This window comes from Streptomyces piniterrae (assembly GCF_005048155.1).
GTDB classification, from domain to species: Bacteria; Actinomycetota; Actinomycetes; order Streptomycetales; family Streptomycetaceae; genus Streptomyces; species Streptomyces piniterrae.
In genome coordinates this window covers 45,175-63,982 of the sequence record NZ_SUMB01000004.1, presented here as the reverse complement: position 1 = coordinate 63,982, position 18,808 = coordinate 45,175, and the positions used below count along the sequence as shown (strand labels likewise).

Genomic DNA, 18,808 nt, shown 5'->3' with positions numbered 1-18,808 from the left:
ATGAGTCTCACCCGAGAAGTCCAGGAACTCCGCGCAGCGGTGCAGCGGCTCCACACCGCCTGGCGCGAACTGGCCGTAACCGCCGACGAGGACCGCCCGCCCGGCGCCGGGCTGGCCGCGGCGGACCGAATCGCCGAGGTGATCGCGGACGGCCGGGGCGATCTCGACGAGGCCCTCGCACAGCTGGACCGCCCGGCCCCGGGGCATGCGCTGTCCCAGGCGGCCTGCCCGCTGGATCGGATGCGGCGCCGCTACTACGAGGACCTGTGCTCGTTCGGGGCCGTCGGCGCCGTGCTCCGCGCCGTCCAGGGCGCCGCGCGCCGGGAGTCCGGCCACGAGTGGCAGGCGTGGGCCCACGGGCTGCGGGCCGGGATCGCCCGCTGCGCCGAGCCGCTGCGGGCGGTGGACACGATCCTGCTGCGCTGCCTGGGTGAGCTGGCCGACGCGGCGACCGACGACGTAGTCATGACCCATTGAGGGAGGTCGAGATGAACGCGAAACCCCCGAATTGCATCGACATCGCAGAAGGCGAATCCCCGTTCCCCGTGCTGACCCAGGAGGTCCGGCCCGGCGCCACCACCGGATCGGCTGACGGGGACCTGGGCCGGCTGGCCGAGCAGACGATCAGCGACGTACTGGGCTGGCGAGCACGCGGCCAGGACGTCGAGGGATTCGTCGCGGCGCTGACCGGGAGCTTCCAGCTCAAACGCGTCGAGGGCCACAACGAGGCCGTCTGGACCCCGCGCGGCCACGCCGTACAGGCGGATCTGGGCCAGGTCACCGGCGGCCAGGCGTCGCTCGCCGCACGAGCCCGTACCGCGGTGCGCGACGCGCTGCCCCTGCTCGACTCCCTCGTCCCGCTGCGGGTCGACCCGGACGTGCAGGACGCCGAGGCGTTCCGCTCCCTGGTGCGCCACGAACTCGAGGAACTCCTCAGGGAACTGGAATCACCGATCATCAGGCCCGAGCGCGTGGACAACCTGCTGTCGCTGCTCACCGGTCTGCCGTCGGTCGCCGGCAGCCCCGGATGCGGAAACGGGAGCGAGTACGCGTATACCGATGCCAAGAGCCTTCCGGCAGGCAGCCATCTCGCGGCCCTGAGGGAGCAGTTCGGACTCACCGGGGACAACGTCAACACCATCGAGGAGGAACGCATCCAGACGAGCTTCCTCACCCTGCAGGACTGGGTGCTCTCCCTCCATGCGAGCTGGAAGCAGCAGCGTCCCCAGATCATCGGGCAGGGCACCACCGGCGGCTTCCTCGGCACGACCCTGGTCCTGCTCTCCCAGGAGCTCGCCGCGGTGAGCGGGCAGGTGGAGTCGGTGTGGTCCGCGTTCGACTCGGTCTACCTCAACGCTGGCGAACGGCAGACGATCCCGCTGAAGGACACCTCGCTCACCCTTGAAGGCCTGCTGCGCTGGATCCATGAATTCGCGACGCACGAGGCCAAGAAGGTCATCCAGAGCGGGGGCAAGGATGCGGTGGAAATGGCTGTTTCCCCCGTACTCGACCAGCTGTCCAGGCTCCTGCTATGCCACATTCTCAGCGCCTACCCGTCTGGCAACGGCCGGATCGTCGTCTGTATGGATCCGGAAGGCCACAAGCCGCCCGGCTTCTACTCCGCCCGTGTCCAGATGGCCGTCCTGGAGCTGTACCAGTACCTCCGCCAGGCCCGGGACACCGCACGCACCGTGCACCGACACATCACGGTCAGGATCGCCAACGCCAAACCCAACGTCCTCCAACTCGGGCGCGAAGAGCAGCTGTTGCTGACCGGATCGGGCTTCCTGCCCGGCCTGCACAAAGTTGCCATCCTCGAGCCCGGCGGCGACATCCTGGAAGGGACACCCCAGTCGTGCGACGACAGCTCGGGGCAGCTGCGGGTCGAGTTCGACCTGTGCAAGCACAATCGTGAATACCCGCTGACACCGGGCCCCTACGAGCTCGCGGTCTACGAGAGCAGGCCCGGCGATTCCTGGCCCCCGGTGCAGGTGGACGACTGGATCCATGTGTTCGTAGAAAAAGCCGCCGAAAAACAGCCGGCCAAGAAGGCTGCCAACAAGGACGCGTAGGCACCCGCCCGCCGCCCGAAGCAGAAGTAGCCGGCCCGTCCCACCGACCGGCACCCGGGACGAAGGAGAACCCGATGGCCACCGAGCAGGAGTACCGAGACCTCTACGACCGCGTCGCCGCGCTGCGCCAGCAGGTCGCCAGCCGCCTCGCCAACGAACTCACCGTCAATCCACAACTCGGCGACGCGCTGGTCAAGCAACTCGACGACATGCTCCAGAACGTCGAGAAGTCCGACCAGGCCAAACCCGCGCCACCCGACGGAGGCCTGGCACAGCTGACCGGCCTCGGCCCGCAGGCCGCACAGGAGCTGGGCGCGACACGTATGCCGTCGGGGGTCGAGGCCTACGACGAGACAGTCGCCTCGGAGCGCGTCCACGCGGTCGGCGACCTCTACTACCTCTACCAACACGAGAAAATCGGCGTGTTCAAGGTCGTGCAGAAACTCCAGGAGCTGTTCCAGGGCGGCGCGCTGCGGCTGTCGGACGGACCGGGTGCCTTCGGCCTGTACAAGTTCGACCGGCGCGATGTGCTGCGCTACACCCGCAAGGACCGGATGGCCGCCTACCGGCGGATCCTCGGCTACGGGCGCGGCGCGGGCGCGGCGGGCTCCCGTCCCAACACCGACTTCCACACGCTGTTCACCCACTTCAACAACCAGGTAGCGCTGTTCTGGCGGGACAAGCGCATCTCGGACGTGATCCGGATGCGCGCATACGACCCGAGCTTCGGCAGCATCGCGATCGTCCGCCGCGCCGGTCTCGACCTGCGCAACAACCTGAAGTTCACCTCCTACGGCCACCTCAACGTGCTGCGCGTGGAAGTCATGCAGTTGCTCGACGAGGCATTCCGGATCCTCGGCTCCGAAGACGTGAAGAAGCTGTTCGGCGCGGACAACGCCTGGGATGTGGTCGACGAAGTCCTCATCCGCTACTTCGACCAGCGGCTGGTCACCTCGCCGCGCCAGCGTATGGGTGTCACCGGACGCCAGGTGATGCGCTGGCTCGCCGCACCGCACATCCTCGAGTCCACTAGGGCCGAGTTCGAGACCCTGCTGCTGGAGATCGCCGAGAGCGCGGAGGAATGGATCACCTCCGCCCAGTCTCTGGGCCTCGCCAACAGGACCGAGGCCGAGCGGGTGCTGCCCTGGGACCGGCACCGGCCCGTCGGTGTCGCCGCGGGCGCCGACGCCGTCCCCCGGCGCAGCACTCGGCCGGCGCACAGCCGAAGGGGCGGACTCGGCGTGTACCGGGGCAGTGGAATGCCGGCGGACCGCCGCCCCCGCACCCGGGTGCCGCGATAGTGGGCGTGGCTGTGGCTCGGCCCGCCTCCGGGCGCTCGCTGCCCCGCGCCCACCGCCGGTGACCGGCGTCAGGCGGCCCGCCCCGCCGCTGACCTGGGATGAGCCCACCCGGGTGGTGCCCCGCATGGGGACGCCCGCCCCGCTGGCCGCCGCCCTCCGGTACGCCCATCGCCACCGGGCCCGCTTCCTGGACGACGTCGTCGAACTGGCCGCCATCCCCAGCGTCAGCACCCAGCCGGCGCATCGCTCGGATGTCCGGCGGGCGGCCCGGCTGCTGGCCCGCCGGCTACGCCGCGCCGGGCTGCAGGACGCCCGCGTCGTGGCGACGGGCGGTCACCCAGTGGTGACCGCCGGCTGGGGAAACCGGCCGGGGCGCCCCACCCTGCTGATTTATGGGCACTACGACGTGCAGCCGGCCGAACCTCTCGCCGCCTGGTCGAGCCCGCCGTTCCGCCCAACACGGCGCGGCGACCTGCTCGTCGGACGCGGCGTCTCGGACAACAAGGGGCAACTGCTCACCCACGTCGCCGCCGTGGAGAGCTGGCTCGCCTCAGTCGGCCGCCTCCCGGTGAACGTCCGCTGCGTCTTCGAGGGCGAGGAGGAGGCCGGCAGCCCGCACCTGCCGGCCTTTCTGGACCGGCACTGGGCCCGATGGCAGCCGGATGTCGCGGTGGTGAGCGACACCCGGATGCGCGACGCCACCACGCCGGCGCTCACCGTCTCCTTGCGGGGCTCGCTGAACCTGGAGCTCACCGTCAACGGGGCAACCACCCACGTGCACTCCGGAACCTACGGCGGTGCGCTGGCCGACCCCGCCCGCGAGCTGTGCCGGATCGTCGCCGGCCTCCACCTGGCCGACGGCACGCCGCTGCCGCAACTACGATGGGGAACGCGAGCCTTGACCGAGTCCGCCCGCCGAGTATCGGCCCGGTCCGGACCGTCCGACAACGAACTCCTGGCCCTCGCCCGCGCCCACCGGCCGGGCCCGGGAACGGTTGAGCCCGGATGGTCGGCGTACGAGCGCACCACGATCCGGCCGGCCTGCGTCATCACCGGTCTGCAAGCCGGCTACACCGGCCCCGGAAGGCAGAGCATCGTGCCCTCCTCGGCAACCGCCCGTATCAATGTGCGCCTGGCCCCCTTCCAGGATCCCGCTGTGGTCGAGGAAGCGTTGCGGCAGCACCTCCGAGCGACAGCCCGCGCCGGAGTCCGGGTCCGCCTGCGTCGCCTGTCCGCCGCACCGCCGGTCGAACTGCCCACCCGCGGCCCGGCTGTCGAGGCGGCGGTCGCGGCCCTCCGGCAGGGCTTCGGCCGCCGCCCCGTGCTGCTCCGTTCCGGCGGCACGATCCCGGTCGTGGCCGAACTGGCACGCCGGCGCGACCTGCCTGTCGTACTCATGGGGTTCGCCCTCCCCGACGATCGGATGCACGCCCCGGGCGAACGACTCTCCATCAGCTGCTTCCACCGCGGAACCCGGACAGCTGTGGCCTTCCTCCACGAGCTGGGCGCCCGTTTCCCCGGTTAGATCCCGGCCTGCCATGGATGGTCAGGGCACGGGGGTGCAGTCACCGTCCTCGTCCATCTCGAAGCTGCCGGTGGTGTGCCCGTCGACAGCGGTGTGCTTGAGCCACTTGCGGGACAGCCGGTGCAGATGCGCGGACGCCGGCTCCCACTGCAGCTGGTGGCCGGAGCAGGCCACCTTGAACATCAGCTTGCGCTTGCCCGGAATGGCCTTGTAGAGCTCCGGCACCGAAAGGAACGGGTCGGCGCCCACTGCGCTGTTCACCGTCCTGTCGTGCTCCCCGTACATGATGAGCACCGGCACCTTGTTACCGAGGATCTTCTTCACCTTCACCCCGGTCTTGTTCCAGCCCCACCAGAAGGCGTTCCGGAAGCGCAGCACTCCCTGCGGCACCCCATGTTTCTTGGCGCCCCAGTTGCTGCCGAAAATGTCGCTGTCCATGATCGCGTCCCACACGGTGTCGACCATGCCCTCCTCCCGCTGCTCGGGACAGCCCAGCTCCCTGTTCCAGGCCCTCTCGAAACCCTCCCGGCTGAGGAGATTCATGGGGAAGCCCCACTTGGCATCGGTGCTGCCCGACACGGGCAGCGGCAAGGGCGGATCCCAGTCGGTGCCCGGGGCGCTCGCCTGGTAGTTGGGTCCGAACACCGGCGCCAGCAGGAACAGACTCGTCACGTTCTTCGGGTTCTGGATGGCGTACGGACCGAGCGCGAGGGATGCCGCGGACCAGCCCATGAGCGCGACCTTCGAGACGCCGTGCCGCTTCTTGATGAACTCGACGACGGTGTGCACCTCGGACCAGTCGCTGCGGGAATCGCCGAGCTGACGGTCGTAGACCGGGGTGCATACCGATGTCAGCGGGTTGCCGCCGAGCAGCACCTGCTGCTGGGCCTTGGAGGTGTTGCAGGGCTGCTGCATCACATCCGGCCGGGGTGAGCGGCCGTGGCCCTGGAGGTCCATGGCGAACACGTCGAAGCCCGCCTTGGCCAGCGACAGCATCCAGTTGTACTTGCCGGTGCCCAGGTCGGCGCCGGGCAGGACCGGGACGCTGCGGCCGTTCACCATGAGCACGGCCGTCCGGTCGCCGCCCGGCCGCGTCCCGTCGCGCTCCCGCACGAAGAGGTTCACGGTCTGGCCGCTGTTGAGGGGGAGCTGGGATTTGTGAGGCACCGCATGGTCGGTGGTGGTGATTGCCATGCTTCGAGCTGTCCTTCGGTAGGCCGGACCCGGGTGGGGGACGCCCGGGACTCGGACAGCATGGGCGGGCGGCCACCCGGCGGCCGGGGAAGCGCGGCCGCCGTACGGCGGAACTGCCCCGATCGGGTGCTCGCGACCGCGTCCGATCAGCCCGCATGACGAGAGCCGGGGCAGCTCCTTGGGTGTGCTGGTGGCTCCTGTGCGAGCCGGTCCGGCACCCAGGCCGTGTTGTGAAAACGCTGGTCAGGTCACCCGTTGACGGCTGCGCTCAGTCGGGGTGGTTCTTGCGGGAGTCCTGCGCCCTGCGCCCCCGGACCCGGTCTGGGCGCTCGCGTGGGCGCTCGGGTCCGATGCACCGGAATCCATACCGCTTCAGACTGGCCGGTGTCCCAGGCGATGACCTCCCAGTCCCACCAGGGCCCCTCGGGGAGCTGGATCGCCGTGTGCCGGTGCTCGGTATCCACCTTCAGCTCTCACGTGTCCTGGCTCGTCTTCGCCGTCCTCGCGGCCCCGGAGATCCGAACCGCAGCGGACGACACATACCTGACGGTAACCTCCGGGGGCATGGAGCTCAGAGCCCGCACGCTGTGGCAGCGTACCGAACCACTTCATGCAGTGATCTACTTCGATGAACAGTGCCGCGGGATGGGTAAAGCCCTGGGCCTCAAAGGCTTCTGGATGGGCTACTTCGCTGCCCGCCTGGCACCCATGGGAGCGGTGGAATCCTCGCTCGCGACCGCCGTACTCGCCGTCTTCGCACCAGGCATGGTGGCGCGTGCCCTGCCCGCCGCCTGGTCCACCGTCGCCCCGGAGGAGATCGTCGACGAACGGGCCGGACGGGCCGCGGCGGCGCTGCGAGCGATTGTTCCCGGTATCGACGACCACGCCGCGAAGCTGGCCGCACCGCTTGCGGCCATGGTGGAGGACGCGCCGCCACTCGCCCGACCGCTGTTCGCCGCCAACCGCGCAAGGTGCGACCACGATGATCCGGTCGAGCGGCTGTGGCAACTGACCACGTGTCTACGCGAGTTCCGGGGCGACGCGCATGCCGCCGCGCTGGCCGACCATGGGCTGGACGGCTGCGAGGCCCTGGTGATGGCCGCCGCCACCGACCGGGTTCCTCGGGACGGCATTCGCCTGGACCGCGGCTGGAGCGAGGAGGAGTGGGCGGCCGCCGAGGACCGGTTGCGCTCCAGGGGCCTGCTGGACGCGGAGGCGCGAGCCACTGTTCACGGCGGCGAGGAACGTGCCCGGATCGAGGAGACCACCGACCGCCTGGCCGCGCGGCTTCTGCGTCCCCTCGCCGATCGCACAGCGGACGCGCTGCTCGCCGCCCTGGAGGGCCCCGCCCGGCAGGTGGTGGAGGCGAACGTGCTGCCGTTCCCCAATCCCATCGGCCTGCCTCGGCCCTTCTGAAACCGGCCGGAGCGCCGCGGTGGCGAACGAGCCGGGTCCCCAGTAGGCCGCGGCGGCTGGGGACGTAACGGCCGACGAGGTCTTCGGTGTCCTCGCCTACCTCAACTCCCCTCTCCCGCGAGGTGGTTGAACAGCGCGGCAAGGCCGTTGTCAGTGGCTGCCGCTACGGTCTGCGGCATGGACGTACGAGGGAAGACGATCGTGCTCATCGGCCGCTTCGAGGGCTTCCGCCAGGACGAGGCGCAGCGACGGCTGGAGGAGCTGGGCGCCCGGGTGACGGGTTCGGTGACCAGCCGGACGCAACTGGTCTTCGTGGACAGTCCCCGCTACAACGAGGGAAGGAAGCTCCAGGAGGCACGGAGGCGCAACCTCCCGATATTCGACGACAAGGCGCTGCGGGCCCTGCTCGCCGATGAGGACGAATCCGACCACCGCGGCGAGCCTCAGGCCGGTGCGGTTTGGGATCTGGTGGCCCTGCGGACGCGGCTGCTCAAGCTGGAGCGCGAGCAGGGCATCACCGAGGAGCATCGCGCCGCCACGCGAGAGGTCCGCGAGGAACACGGGGCAATCCTGCGTCATCCGTACGGCCATAAGGCGGAGATCAACGACTACGCGCTCAGCCCCTGCGGCCGCTATCTGGCCACCGGCACCGTGACCGGCGACGACTATGGCGGCGCCTTGCAGATCTGGGAAATGGCCACCGGACGCTGCGTCAATGTCATCGGTATTCAGGGCGGCATCGGCCGGCCCGGCTACGAGCGCAGTATTCAATGGTCGGCCGACAGCCGCCGCATCGGCCTCGCGTACAACACCCACCTCCTCGGTGCCTTCGATCCGTTCAGCCCCTATCTCGGGTCCGTCACTCTCGCCGAGTGCATGATCACGGACGGCGCGCCCCGGCCGGTGCCCTGGGCGCTGGCGCCCGACGGGAGACGGGTCTTCGTGAATTCCGGGTCTCCGTGCGAGGTGGGTGGCTGCATCGTCCCTTTGGACAGCGGCGAGCTGACCTGGACGTCCCGGGACGCCACGCCCGCGCACCCGTTCCTGCTGGCCGAACGGCTCCGGGAGGATCTGCGCACCGAGGAGATGGACGCGCACGACGGCGTCACGCTCCAGGCCGACGGCTGGGTCCGCTGGTCGCGGGACGGCACCCGGTTGCAGGCGCGGGGCGAGAGCAGGGGACAGGCCGAGGCATTCGTCATCGACGTCGCGTCGGGGCAGGTGAGCTGGCTGGCCCGGATCGGCGAGCTCGCCGTGTGGAGCCCGGATGACCGGTTGCTGGTGCACTACGACGAGGGGCTGCGCTTCCTCGACGCGGTGACCGGCAAGCCGAACGGGAAGGAGACCGGGCACCAGGGCGTTTCGGCGTTGCAATGGGGCACGCGGGGCGATGTGCCGCGGCTGGCGGCCCTGGTGGGCGAGGGCAACGCCTCCGGCACACAGCCGGGTGTCCTCATCTATGACGAGGACCGGTTCCGCTACCGCCTCGACGTCACGCCCGTGGAAGAGGGCATGGTCTACGCCGATTCCTGGGCCTGGGCCCCGTCCGGCGACGCGGGAGCCTGGCTCACGGCCGACGGGCGGGCAGAGGTGTGGGCGCTGAACGGGGACGAGCCGCAGCGGCTGCGCACCCTGGACGTCCCGCCCGAGGCCGCTGTGCTGGTGTGGGGCGCCGACGATGTCCTGGTCGCGATGAGCCCCACCTCCCTGCGGTTCCTCCAGGCCGGATCCGGCGAGATCCTCGGCGACTTCACCTTCCTCCACAAACCGCGGCTCCCAAAGCCGCTGGGCAACAACTACTGGTTCTTCGAAAAGAGGCACTTCGCGCCGGATGACGCGGCATGGTGCGCGCTGTTCGAGGAGGGGGTGGTCATCGCCCCGGACGGTCGGGGAAGGGAGTCGTTGGAGGCGGTCCTCGCCTGGACAGTGGACGAGCGTCTGGCCTGGCCGGTGCGCTGGGGCGAGCTCGATGTCGTACCGGACCCCAGGAGCGCGGGAAAGGCTCTCGGGGACGCACCGGACGGCGAGTGGCTGCGTAGTTACTGGGACACGCTGTGATGACCTGAGCCGGAGGTTCACCGGTGGTTGGGTGGTGGGGAGGACAGTCCTTCGGGCGGTTCGCCGGGGCACCCGTTGGGGCGGGATGTCTCAGGCGGGGGCGTCGGTCAGGCGGCGCAGGGTGAACGGCTCGGCGAGGATCTCGTCCAGGACCTGGGCGACGTGCTTGAAGTGCGGCAGTGAGAAGTGGTGCTCCAGGGCCGCGCTGCTGGCCCACTCCTCAACGATGATCACGCGGTCGGCGCGGTTCGGGTCAACGAACGGCTGGTAGCCGAGGCAGCCTTCCTCTGCCAAGGACGGCGCGATCATCGCGTTCAACTCATCGCGCAGACGCTGCTCCTCGCCCGGCTTGGCGGTGAAGGCGGCGACGATCGTCAGGGCGTTGGGCATGGGAAACTCCTGGTCTGCTGGCGCAACTTGAGCCGATGCTCACTGGTGAACGACGTCCACCCTGCGGGCCCGGTCCAGGGCCACCCAGAGCTCTCCTCGGCCCGGGTCCACCCTGCCTGGTTCTGCCAGGACCAGGCAGAACCGAGCATCCGTGACCGACACTTGGGGCCATGGACCGTGCACAACAGCTCAGCGAGTTCCTCAAGGCCCGGCGAGCCCGCCTCCGTCCCGACGACGTGGGCGTGAGCGACTTCGGCAGCCAACGGCGCGTGCCGGGTCTGCGCCGCGAGGAACTGGCACTGCTGGCCGGGGTGAGCGTCGACTACTACACCCGCCTGGAACAAGGCCGGGCCCGCAACGTGTCCCCCGCCATTCTGGACGCCGTCGCCCAGGCTCTCCGCCTCGACACCGATGAGCGCGCCCACCTGCACAACCTCGCCAAGCCCACCGGCACCCGCAAGCCCACCGGCCGCCCACAGCGGGTCGGCCGTGAGATGCGCCAGGCACTGGAGGCCCTCTCCTCCGTTCCCGCCTACATCATCGGACGCCGTCTGGACGTCCTGGCCTGGAACGAGCTGGCTCGGGCGTTGATCGCCGACTTCCCGGCCCTGCCCGCGGCCGAGCGGAACATGGCCCGCCTGGTCTTCCTCGACCACGCGTCCAAAGATCTCTACCCCGACTGGGAGACCAAGGCCCGCGACACCGTCTCCAACCTCCGTCTCGATGCCGGCCGCCACGCCGACGATCCGCAGCTGGCCACCTTGGTCGGTGAACTCTCGTTGGGAAGCGCCGACTTCCGCCGCCTGTGGGCCGACCACAACGTTCGCGGCAGGACCCGCGGCCGCAAACGGTTCGCCCACCCCCAACTCGGCGAACTCGCCCTCGACTATGTCGCCATGCGAGCCCCCGACGACCCCGACATGACCATGATGATCTACAGCGCACCATCCGGATCCGAGGCCGCTGCCACCCTCCAGCTCCTGGCCGGCCTCACCACACCGCCACTTCCCGATCCTTCGTCATGGTCACGTGAGCCGGTCGAGCCGGTCACCGCTGAGGACAACGTCGCCGAGCGGTGACTTCTCTCCCGCCCCCATCACCGTGCCAGATCATGAAACACAGGCTCAGCGGCCGTGCTTGAGTCTCCGGTAAGGGGAGACGGGAGGGTGGGGGCATGAACGACGACGGCACGCTCTACTCGATCGGGGATCTGGCCCGGCGGACCGGCCTGACGGTCAAGGCCATTCGGTTCTACTCCGACTCCGGGATCGTGCCGCCGACCGAACGCAGCCCCGCCGGCTACCGCCGCTACGGCATCGACGCCGTCGCACGCCTGGACCTCGTGCGCACCCTGCGCGACCTGGGCCTGGACCTGCCCACGATCAGGAAGGTCGTGGACCGGGAGATCTCGCTACCGCAGGTCGCTGCGGCGCACGCCGAAGCCCTGGAAGCGCAGATCCGCACCCTGCGCCTACGGCGCGCGGTGCTGACAGCGGTGGCCCGACGCGGCTCCGGCCCTGAGGAGTTGGATCTCATGCACAAGCTGGCCAAGCTGTCCGAGGACGAACGACAGCGTCTGATCGACGACTTTCTCGGCACCGTCTTCGACGGGCTGCACGACCACCCCGCATTCGCGGCGGTCATCCGCTCCATGACCCCCCAACTGCCCGACGATCCCGAGGCGGAGCAGGTCACGGCGTGGGTGGAACTGGCCGAACTGTTCCAGGACCCGGATTTCCGCTCCACTCTGCACCGGATGGTCCAGGACCTGGCGACCGACCGGGCCCGGGACGACAGCATGGGCCTGCCTCCCATCCTTGCCGAAGCCGTCCGTGCCCAGGTCGAACCGATGCTGGCAGCCGGCATCAACTCTGCCTCGCCCCAGGCCGATCCGATCATCGAGGCGCTCACCACGCACTACGCACACATCCTCGACCGCCCTGCCGACGCCGAGCTCCGCCGACGCCTGGTGGCCCGCCTGGAGACCATGAACGACCCCCGCAGTGACCGGTACTTCGAGCTGCTCGCCGTCATCAATGGCTGGCCGGCCCGGGAGAGCCTGGCGCCGGTGCTCACCTGGACCGTGCAGGCGCTGCGCGCCCGGATGCAGCGATAGGCGGGTGTGGCGCCGGCCGGAACAAGTGCCACCCCCAGCCCAGGGCGACACCTGTGAGCCGAAGGCGGCGGCCACATGGTCCCCTTGGAAGCACCCGACCTGGTGGTGGCGGAGGAGGTATGAGAGCTGCTGGACACTGTCGCCGGACGGCCGCAGGCCCATCCGGCGGGATCGGGATGTCGAGGTCATCCGCGAGGTGCTTCGTCACAATGGGCGCCATGAGGTGAAAGCAGGCAGTACACATGCACATTGAGCAGCCCGGCCCATCCCGCCGTGCTCTGCTGCTGGCAGCAGCTCTCCTGCCACTGACAGGGTGCGGCGGCGGCGATCGCCCGGCCTCCGGGTCCCCCTCGGCGTCGAGTCGCCGCTCTGCCGACGCAAGGGACCCGCAGTTCGCGGCGCTCGAACGCAAGCATGGTGCCCGTCTGGGCGTGTACGCCCTGGCAACCGGAACGGGCGCCACGGTGGCCTACCGTGCGGACGAGCGTTTTGCGTTCTGTTCCACCTTCAAGACACTCGCCGCGGCTGCGGTCCTGCACCGAAACCCACTCGGCCACCTGGACAAACGCGTCACCTACACCGAGGCCGACGTCAACTCCATATCGCCGATCACCAAGGATCACATTGCGACGGGAATGACGATCAGGCAGTTGTGTGATGCCGCCATCCGCTACAGCGATGGCACGGCCGGCAACCTGCTGATGCGCGACATCGGCGGTCCGACGCGGTTAACCGCCTATCTACGCGGACTCGGAGACAGCGTCAGCCGCATGGACCACTACGAGCCCGAGCTGAACAGAGTCCGCCCGCAAGATCCCCGCGACACCACCACTCCCCGGGCTATCGCAGCCGACTACCGCAAACTCGTACTGGGCGACGCGCTGAGCACCGATAAACGGGCCCTGCTCAAAGACTGGCTCGAACGCAACATCACCGGAGCCAAGCGCATCCGGGCCGGGCTGCCCAAGGGATGGACGGTGGCCGACAAGACCGGAACCGGCGACTACGGCAGGGCCAACGACATCGCCGTCGCATGGCCGCCCCATGGCACTCCGCTCGTGCTGGCCATCATGTCCGACCGGCCCGGGTACCACACCCCGCCCAAGGACTCCCTGATCGCCGAAACGGCAAAGCAGATCATCTCCGCTCTCACCTAGTTCCAGCCCACCTTCTCCCGGGAGCGATTCCCCAAAAGAAGCAAGCCCCGGATGAATTGACATCCGGGGCTTGTTCCCGCGTATATTTAATCCTTCATGCCTTCGCGAAATAGGCATGAAGAAAAGTCTTCTGCGAAGCAGAGCATATCGCGTCAGGAGTGGAATTGTCAACCGAGGAAATGCGGCAGGAACAGCAATTCATCACCGGCCTCTACACTCGGCTCGATCAACTCAGGGAGCAGGCCGAGGAGTCGGTGCGCGGCGCGCTCGTACAGGTCGGAAGCGGTTTCCAGGCCAGGCTTGAGCGGGATGTGCTGGTGGCGGAGCAGTCCGGGCTGCTCAGTGCTATCCAGGCGGGGGAGAACGGGCTCTGTTTCGGACGCCTCGACTTCCGGGACGGCCGTACTTACCACATCGGGCGCATCGGAATTCGGCAGGACGACCCGTCCCGTACGCCCTTGGTGCTCGACTGGCGGGCCGACATGGCCCGCCCCTTCTATCTCGCCACCGGTCATTCCCCGATGGGCCTCCGGCGCAGGCGGCACATCACCACCGAGGGGCGCACCGTCACCGCGCTCCACGACGAGCTGATGGACCTCAGGGACCCGACCCGCACAGGGCACGAGGGCGCGGACGCCGACGAGGTCCTGCTGGCCGCGCTGGACACGGCCCGCACGGGGCGGATGCACGACATCGTCCGGACCATCCAGGCCGAGCAGGACCGCATCATCCGGGCGCCCCACCAGGGCGTCATGGTCGTCGAGGGCGGCCCCGGCACCGGGAAGACCGTCGTCGCGCTGCACCGGGCGGCCTATCTGCTGTACGAACACCGGGAACTGCTGGCCCGTCGCGCAGTGCTGATCGTCGGCCCGAATCCGGCCTTCCTGAGCTACATCGGCGACGTGCTGCCGTCCCTGGGAGAGACCGGGGTGCTGCTGGCCACCATCGGCGAACTCTTCCCCGGTGTACGCGCCACCGGCACCGACAGTCCGGCCGCCGCCGAGGTCAAGGGGCGTGCCGCGATGGCCGGCGTGCTGGCGAAGGCGCTGCGGGACCGGCAGACGGTGCCCGAGTGGGCGACGGAGATCGACCACGACGGATACGGGACACTCCAACTGGAGCGGGCCATGGCCGAGGACGCGCGCTGGCAGGCGCGTGAGAGCGGGCTGCCCCACAACCTGGCCAGGCCCGTCTTCGCATTCCACGTCATCGACGCGCTCACCGCGCAACTGGCCGAGCGGATCGGCGCCGACCCGTTCGGCGGGCCCAATCTGCTGGGGCCCGACGACATCGCCCAGATGGGCAAGGAGATCGCGACAAGCCGGGAGGTCCACGCGGCCATCGACGAGCTGTGGCCGCAGCTCACCCCGCAGCAGTTCGTCGCGGACTTCCTCGCCGAGCCGGTCCACCTCGACGCCGAGTCGGCCGAGCTGATCCAGCGGCAGGGCGGGGCGTGGACCCAGGCCGACGTTCCGCTCCTCGACGAGGCCGCCGAACTGCTGGGCGAGGACGACAGCGCGGCCCGCGCCGCGGCCGAGGCCGAGCGCCAGGAGCGGATCGCCTACGCACAGGGCGTGTTGGACCTGTCCGCCGGCTCGGAGACATACGAGTTCGAGGACGAGGAGTCCGAAGTCCTCGCGGCACACGACATCATCGACGCCGAGCGGATGGCCGAACGGCATGAGGAGGCCGACCACCGCAGCGCTGCCGAGCGGGCGGCGGCCGACCGGACCTGGGCGTTCGGCCACATCGTCGTCGACGAGGCGCAGGAGCTCTCGGCGATGGCCTGGCGGCTGCTGATGCGGCGCATTCCGACACGCTCCATGACGCTGGTCGGAGACCCGGCGCAGACCGCCGAGTTGGCCGGGCTCGGCTCCTGGGAACGCATCCTGGAGCCGTACGTGGACGACCGCTGGGAGCATGTACGGCTGGGGGTCAACTACCGTACGCCCGCCGAGATCATGGAGGTGGCGGCCGGATTCCTGCGGGCGCACGACCCGTCGTTCGAGCCGCCCGGCTCGGTGCGGTCGACCGGGGTGCGGCCCTGGGCGCTGCGAGTCGCCGCGGGCGGCCTCGCCGCCGCCGTGGCACGGGAGACCGCGGCGGCCCGCGGCGGGGGACGGGTCGCGGTCATCGCCCCGACGGCGCTGCACGCGGCACTCCTCGCGGAGCTGCCGGACGTGGGTCACGGGCCCGCGCCCGACCTCACCCGGGACGTGGTGCTGCTGGACGTACGGCAGGCGAAGGGGCTGGAGTTCGACACGGTGCTGATCGTGGAACCGGCCGAGTACGGCGTGAGTGATCTGTACGTCGCGCTGACCCGCGCCACCCAGCACCTCGGGGTGCTGCACACCGGCGATCTCCCCGAGGAGCTCGGGGGATTGGAGGAGGCGGGAGACCGATAGGGCCGCCTGTCCGATGGGGCCGGTCCGATGGTGCAGGGCGGGCCCGGAGCGCACGGGGGCCGATGCCCGCGTGGGTAGCCAATTCCTCGGTGGGTCACCGGTGCGCTGAGTCTCCCGGTGACCCACTACAGCGGCGGCGGCCGGCGGCCGGCGTTCCGGGGCAACGGCGGGCGGCCGGTGCCGCCGGGTCTCGGTCGGCAGCAGCCTCCTGACTGCGGCTACTCGGCAGCCTCCTGACCGTGGCTACTGGACCATTGCTTCGGCGTCAGCCGGGCCGGCCGCGATGACCGCGTCGAGCATCCCCCGTGACGCCTGGAGGTCATTGATCGCGTGGGTGATGCGCTCGCGCTCCCGGCGCAGCTCGGCCACCAGGTCGGAGCACACCGGCACGAGGTTCGGGCCGTCGTCGCGGACGCACGGCAGGACCTGGACGATGGTGGCGGTCGGAAGGCCCGCTGCGAGCAGGGTGCGGATGCGCCGGACCGTGTCCACGTCCGCGTCGTCGTAGACCCGGTAGCCGCTCGGCAGCCGCGTCGGCGCGAGCAAGCCCTGTTCCTCGTAGTAGCGCAGCAGCCGCTCGCTCACTCCCGTACGGCGGACCATCTCCCCGATGCGCACGTGATCTGCACCTCACCACGTTGACTCTCACAGTGATGTGAGACTTTAGCGTGCCGGTCATGACCACCAGCACAGCGTCCTCCACGGCCGTGACCAGCCCCGTCCCGTCTGCGCTGCGCCGGAGTACCGCCCTGGCGGTGCTCACCGCGAGCGTGTTCGCCGTGGGCACCGCCGAGTGGGTCATGGTCGGGCTGCCGCAGCTGTCCGCCGATCTGCACCAGCCGCTGCCGATCACCGGATCTCTGGTGACCTGGTACGCCCTCGTGGTCACGGTCGCCGGGCCGCTGGTGACGGTCATGATGCTGCGTCTGACGCGGCGTCGCGTACGGCAATCGCCGCGCTCGTTGTTGTCATCCTGTGCGCCGTGGCCGTGGCCGTGTTCGTCCGGCCGTCCACGCCGCACACCGGCTCCGGGGACGGGCTCGGCGCGGTCGCGGGCAACATCCTCGGCGGCCGCCTGGCCGACCGCACCCCGTGGGCCGGGCTCTGGCCGCTGCGCCCGCCGCGCCCACCCTGGTCACCGCGATCAGCGCCTCCGCGTTCAACCTCGGCGTCGCCGGCGGTTCCCAACTCGGCCGACAGGCCCTCACCTTCGGCCTCACCCTGACCGATCTGCCCTGGATCGGCGCCCTGCTCGCCCCCGGCGCCGTCCTCCTCGCAACCGCAACCGCAACCGCAACCGCAACCGCAGCCACAACTACGGCAACTGCGACTGCAACCGCCCCCCAACACCGCACCAACCAGCAGTGACCAACTACTCAACCACTGCCGGAACCCGAAGGAGACAAGAAACATGACTATTGCTCTGCCCACCTCCAACCTCGGCCGCGTGGTGCGCGGCACCGGCCCCGGCCTGCTGCTCGCCCACGGCGCCGGCGGCGGCATCGACGCCAACTACGGCCCCATCCTGGACACGTTGGCCGCACAGCACACCGTCGTCGGCCCGGATTACCCCGGCACCGGCCGCACCCCGCGCGCCAAGGCACCGCTCGCCCTTGACGCCCTGGCCGACGAACTGGTCGCCACCGCCGTCGAAGAGGGCCTGAACACCTTCGCCATCGCCGGATACTCGCTGGGCACCCCGGTCGCCATCCGGGCCGCGACCCGTCACCCCGAGCGTGTCACCGCCCTGGTCCTCACCGCCGGCTTCGCCCACCCCAACCCGCGGTTCCTGCTGGCGGCCCGACTGTGGCGCGACATGCTCCGCGCGGGCGACCTGGAGCACCTGGCCGCCCTCGTGTCCCTGATCGGCCTCAGCGCCCCGGCCCTGGACGCCATCGCCCAGGACGACCTCGACACCGCCCTCAAGACCACCGCGGCCACCATCCCGCCCGGTACGCCGGAGCACCTCGACCTGCTCATCGACCACATCGACGTCCGGGCCGACCTCGCCGCGCTCGCCGTGCCGACCCTGGTCGTCTCCACCACGCTCGATCAGCTCGTCACCCCACACCACCACCGACAGCTCGCCGACGCCATCCCCGGCGCGCGCTACGCCGAACTGGCCACCGGGCATCTCCCCTTCGTCGAGCAGCCGGAGGAATGGGCCACCCTCATTTGCGACTTCCTCCGCGACAACCGCATCTGACGGCAGGTAACGGACACCACGGGCAACAGCCTTACCCAACAGGGCTGTCGGCGGCCTCCTCGGCGACGCCGCCGGCAGCCCCACTCCGGCGTACGGTGGCAAACGGTTGTGTAACACCCCGACCCCTCGGACCTGCGAAAACGCCTCCTGCAGTGGCTTGGTCGGGCTTACTATCCTGCTGGGTATCGAGGAGTCGGGAGTCTCATGTTCGGCAGGCGCAACAGCGGGTGGCGGGTGTCCTCGGTCGTGCTCTGGGCCGTCGTTGCCCTGGCCGGCATGCTGGGCCTGCTGGTGGCAACGCCCTTCGCCCTGTCCGCCATTGCGCCGGCCGGCTACGACTGGAACAAACTCAGTGACATCAGCCAGGTCTATGCGGCGGTGTCGATTCTGATTTCAAGTGCGGCCTTGGCGGGAGTCGTCCTGTCGCTTGTGTTCCAGCTCCGCCAGGCCCGCACGAGCGACGAGCAAGCCGTCAGAGACAGCCACCTCCAGCTCACCTCTCTTGTCTTCGACGACCCGGAACTGCTGCGGGCCTGGTCGCCGCCTGCCGAGCCGGTCACCCTGCTGCGCCATCAACAGCACATTGTTTCCTCGCTGGCGCTGGGCGAGCTTCTGCACCGGTTCCGCATCGGGCACCTTTCCACCGCCAAGCTGACAGTGAAGCTCGACTCGCATTTTCGTCATGAGATCGCACGCGAGCAGTGGCAGCGCGATGGCTCAAGTTGGCTGCGCACCATGAAAGCGGGGGACAGGCGGGACTCGGCCTTCGTCCGCCTGACGCAGGAGCGCTATGCGGCGGCCGTATCCGCCGGCCCACCTGCTGCGGATGTCTTCCTCCCGTCACCGGCCGCGCGACGCAACGACGCAGATCCCCGTCATGTGTCCAGGGCACGGCCCCGCCCGCTGCCGTCACCCCGCACAGCGCATGCCCTCCTCGGACGACGACAGTCGCGTCCTCGTACCTAGAA

16 protein-coding genes are annotated in these 18,808 nt (G+C 69.8%); 13 read left to right on the top strand and 3 right to left on the bottom strand.

The window, feature by feature from the left end; translation table 11 throughout:
• The 4 genes from FCH28_RS12920 to FCH28_RS12905 all read left to right on the top strand — a co-directional run bounded on the left by FCH28_RS12920 (position 1) and on the right by FCH28_RS12905 (position 4,898).
• Positions 1-477 (top strand): hypothetical protein, encoded by a 477-nt coding sequence (locus tag FCH28_RS12920; RefSeq protein ID WP_136740028.1) that lies wholly within the window; start codon positions 1-3, stop codon positions 475-477.
• Between the two features lie 11 nt (positions 478-488).
• The gene (locus FCH28_RS12915) at positions 489-2,072 is read left to right on the top strand and encodes a hypothetical protein (RefSeq protein ID WP_136740027.1); all 1,584 of its coding nucleotides are present in this window, start codon (positions 489-491) and stop codon (positions 2,070-2,072) included.
• Positions 2,073-2,146: 74 nt separating this feature from the next.
• Positions 2,147-3,373, top strand: a complete 1,227-nt coding sequence (locus FCH28_RS12910; RefSeq protein ID WP_136740026.1) for a hypothetical protein — start codon at positions 2,147-2,149, stop codon at positions 3,371-3,373.
• Positions 3,374-3,497: 124 nt separating this feature from the next.
• Complete coding sequence (locus tag FCH28_RS12905; protein WP_136740025.1) at positions 3,498-4,898, top strand: M20/M25/M40 family metallo-hydrolase; 1,401 nt, start codon at positions 3,498-3,500, stop codon at positions 4,896-4,898.
• Between the two features lie 21 nt (positions 4,899-4,919).
• Here the strand turns inward: FCH28_RS12905 and FCH28_RS12900 are convergent, their stop codons facing one another.
• The gene (locus tag FCH28_RS12900) at positions 4,920-6,092 is read right to left on the bottom strand and encodes an alpha/beta fold hydrolase (protein ID WP_187363827.1); all 1,173 of its coding nucleotides are present in this window, start codon (positions 6,090-6,092) and stop codon (positions 4,920-4,922) included.
• A gap of 564 nt (positions 6,093-6,656) precedes the next feature.
• On the opposite strand from FCH28_RS12900, the gene FCH28_RS12895 reads away from it, so the two are divergent.
• Together FCH28_RS12895 and FCH28_RS12890 are read left to right on the top strand one after the other, a co-directional pair.
• A complete protein-coding gene (locus FCH28_RS12895; protein WP_136740024.1) occupies positions 6,657-7,508 on the top strand; it encodes an SCO6745 family protein in 852 nt (283 codons plus the stop codon).
• 177 nt (positions 7,509-7,685) lie between these two features.
• The gene (locus FCH28_RS12890) at positions 7,686-9,566 is read left to right on the top strand and encodes a WD40 repeat domain-containing protein (protein WP_136740023.1); all 1,881 of its coding nucleotides are present in this window, start codon (positions 7,686-7,688) and stop codon (positions 9,564-9,566) included.
• A 90-nt stretch (positions 9,567-9,656) separates the two neighbouring features.
• Here the strand turns inward: FCH28_RS12890 and FCH28_RS12885 are convergent, their stop codons facing one another.
• The gene (locus tag FCH28_RS12885; protein ID WP_136740022.1) at positions 9,657-9,956 is read right to left on the bottom strand and encodes a putative quinol monooxygenase; all 300 of its coding nucleotides are present in this window, start codon (positions 9,954-9,956) and stop codon (positions 9,657-9,659) included.
• 170 nt (positions 9,957-10,126) lie between these two features.
• Here FCH28_RS12885 and FCH28_RS12880 point away from each other — a divergent pair, with 170 nt between their 5' ends.
• The 4 genes from FCH28_RS12880 to FCH28_RS12865 all read left to right on the top strand — a co-directional run bounded on the left by FCH28_RS12880 (position 10,127) and on the right by FCH28_RS12865 (position 15,634).
• Entirely contained in the window at positions 10,127-11,035 is a 909-nt protein-coding gene (locus tag FCH28_RS12880) for a helix-turn-helix domain-containing protein (RefSeq protein WP_136740021.1), read from the top strand.
• Positions 11,036-11,130: 95 nt separating this feature from the next.
• A complete protein-coding gene (locus FCH28_RS12875; RefSeq protein WP_136740020.1) occupies positions 11,131-12,072 on the top strand; it encodes a MerR family transcriptional regulator in 942 nt (313 codons plus the stop codon).
• Between the two features lie 248 nt (positions 12,073-12,320).
• Positions 12,321-13,229, top strand: coding sequence for a class A beta-lactamase (gene bla / locus FCH28_RS12870; RefSeq protein ID WP_425471935.1), 909 nt, complete (start codon positions 12,321-12,323; stop codon positions 13,227-13,229).
• Positions 13,230-13,408: 179 nt separating this feature from the next.
• Positions 13,409-15,634, top strand: a complete 2,226-nt coding sequence (locus FCH28_RS12865) for a HelD family protein (RefSeq protein ID WP_136740581.1) — start codon at positions 13,409-13,411, stop codon at positions 15,632-15,634.
• Positions 15,635-15,877: 243 nt separating this feature from the next.
• Here FCH28_RS12865 and FCH28_RS12860 read toward each other — a convergent pair whose 3' ends face one another.
• Complete coding sequence (locus FCH28_RS12860) at positions 15,878-16,252, bottom strand: MerR family transcriptional regulator (RefSeq protein WP_136740018.1); 375 nt, start codon at positions 16,250-16,252, stop codon at positions 15,878-15,880.
• A gap of 474 nt (positions 16,253-16,726) precedes the next feature.
• Here FCH28_RS12860 and FCH28_RS38075 point away from each other — a divergent pair, with 474 nt between their 5' ends.
• The 3 genes from FCH28_RS38075 to FCH28_RS12845 all read left to right on the top strand — a co-directional run bounded on the left by FCH28_RS38075 (position 16,727) and on the right by FCH28_RS12845 (position 18,806).
• Positions 16,727-17,002, top strand: a complete 276-nt coding sequence (locus FCH28_RS38075) for a hypothetical protein (RefSeq protein WP_169314136.1) — start codon at positions 16,727-16,729, stop codon at positions 17,000-17,002.
• Between the two features lie 43 nt (positions 17,003-17,045).
• Positions 17,046-17,840 carry an alpha/beta fold hydrolase gene (locus FCH28_RS12850; RefSeq protein WP_136740016.1) on the top strand — a complete coding sequence of 265 codons (795 nt, stop codon included), beginning with the start codon at positions 17,046-17,048 and terminating at the stop codon, positions 17,838-17,840.
• A 204-nt stretch (positions 17,841-18,044) separates the two neighbouring features.
• Complete coding sequence (locus FCH28_RS12845; protein ID WP_136740015.1) at positions 18,045-18,806, top strand: DUF6082 family protein; 762 nt, start codon at positions 18,045-18,047, stop codon at positions 18,804-18,806.
• Positions 18,807-18,808 lie beyond the last annotated feature (2 nt).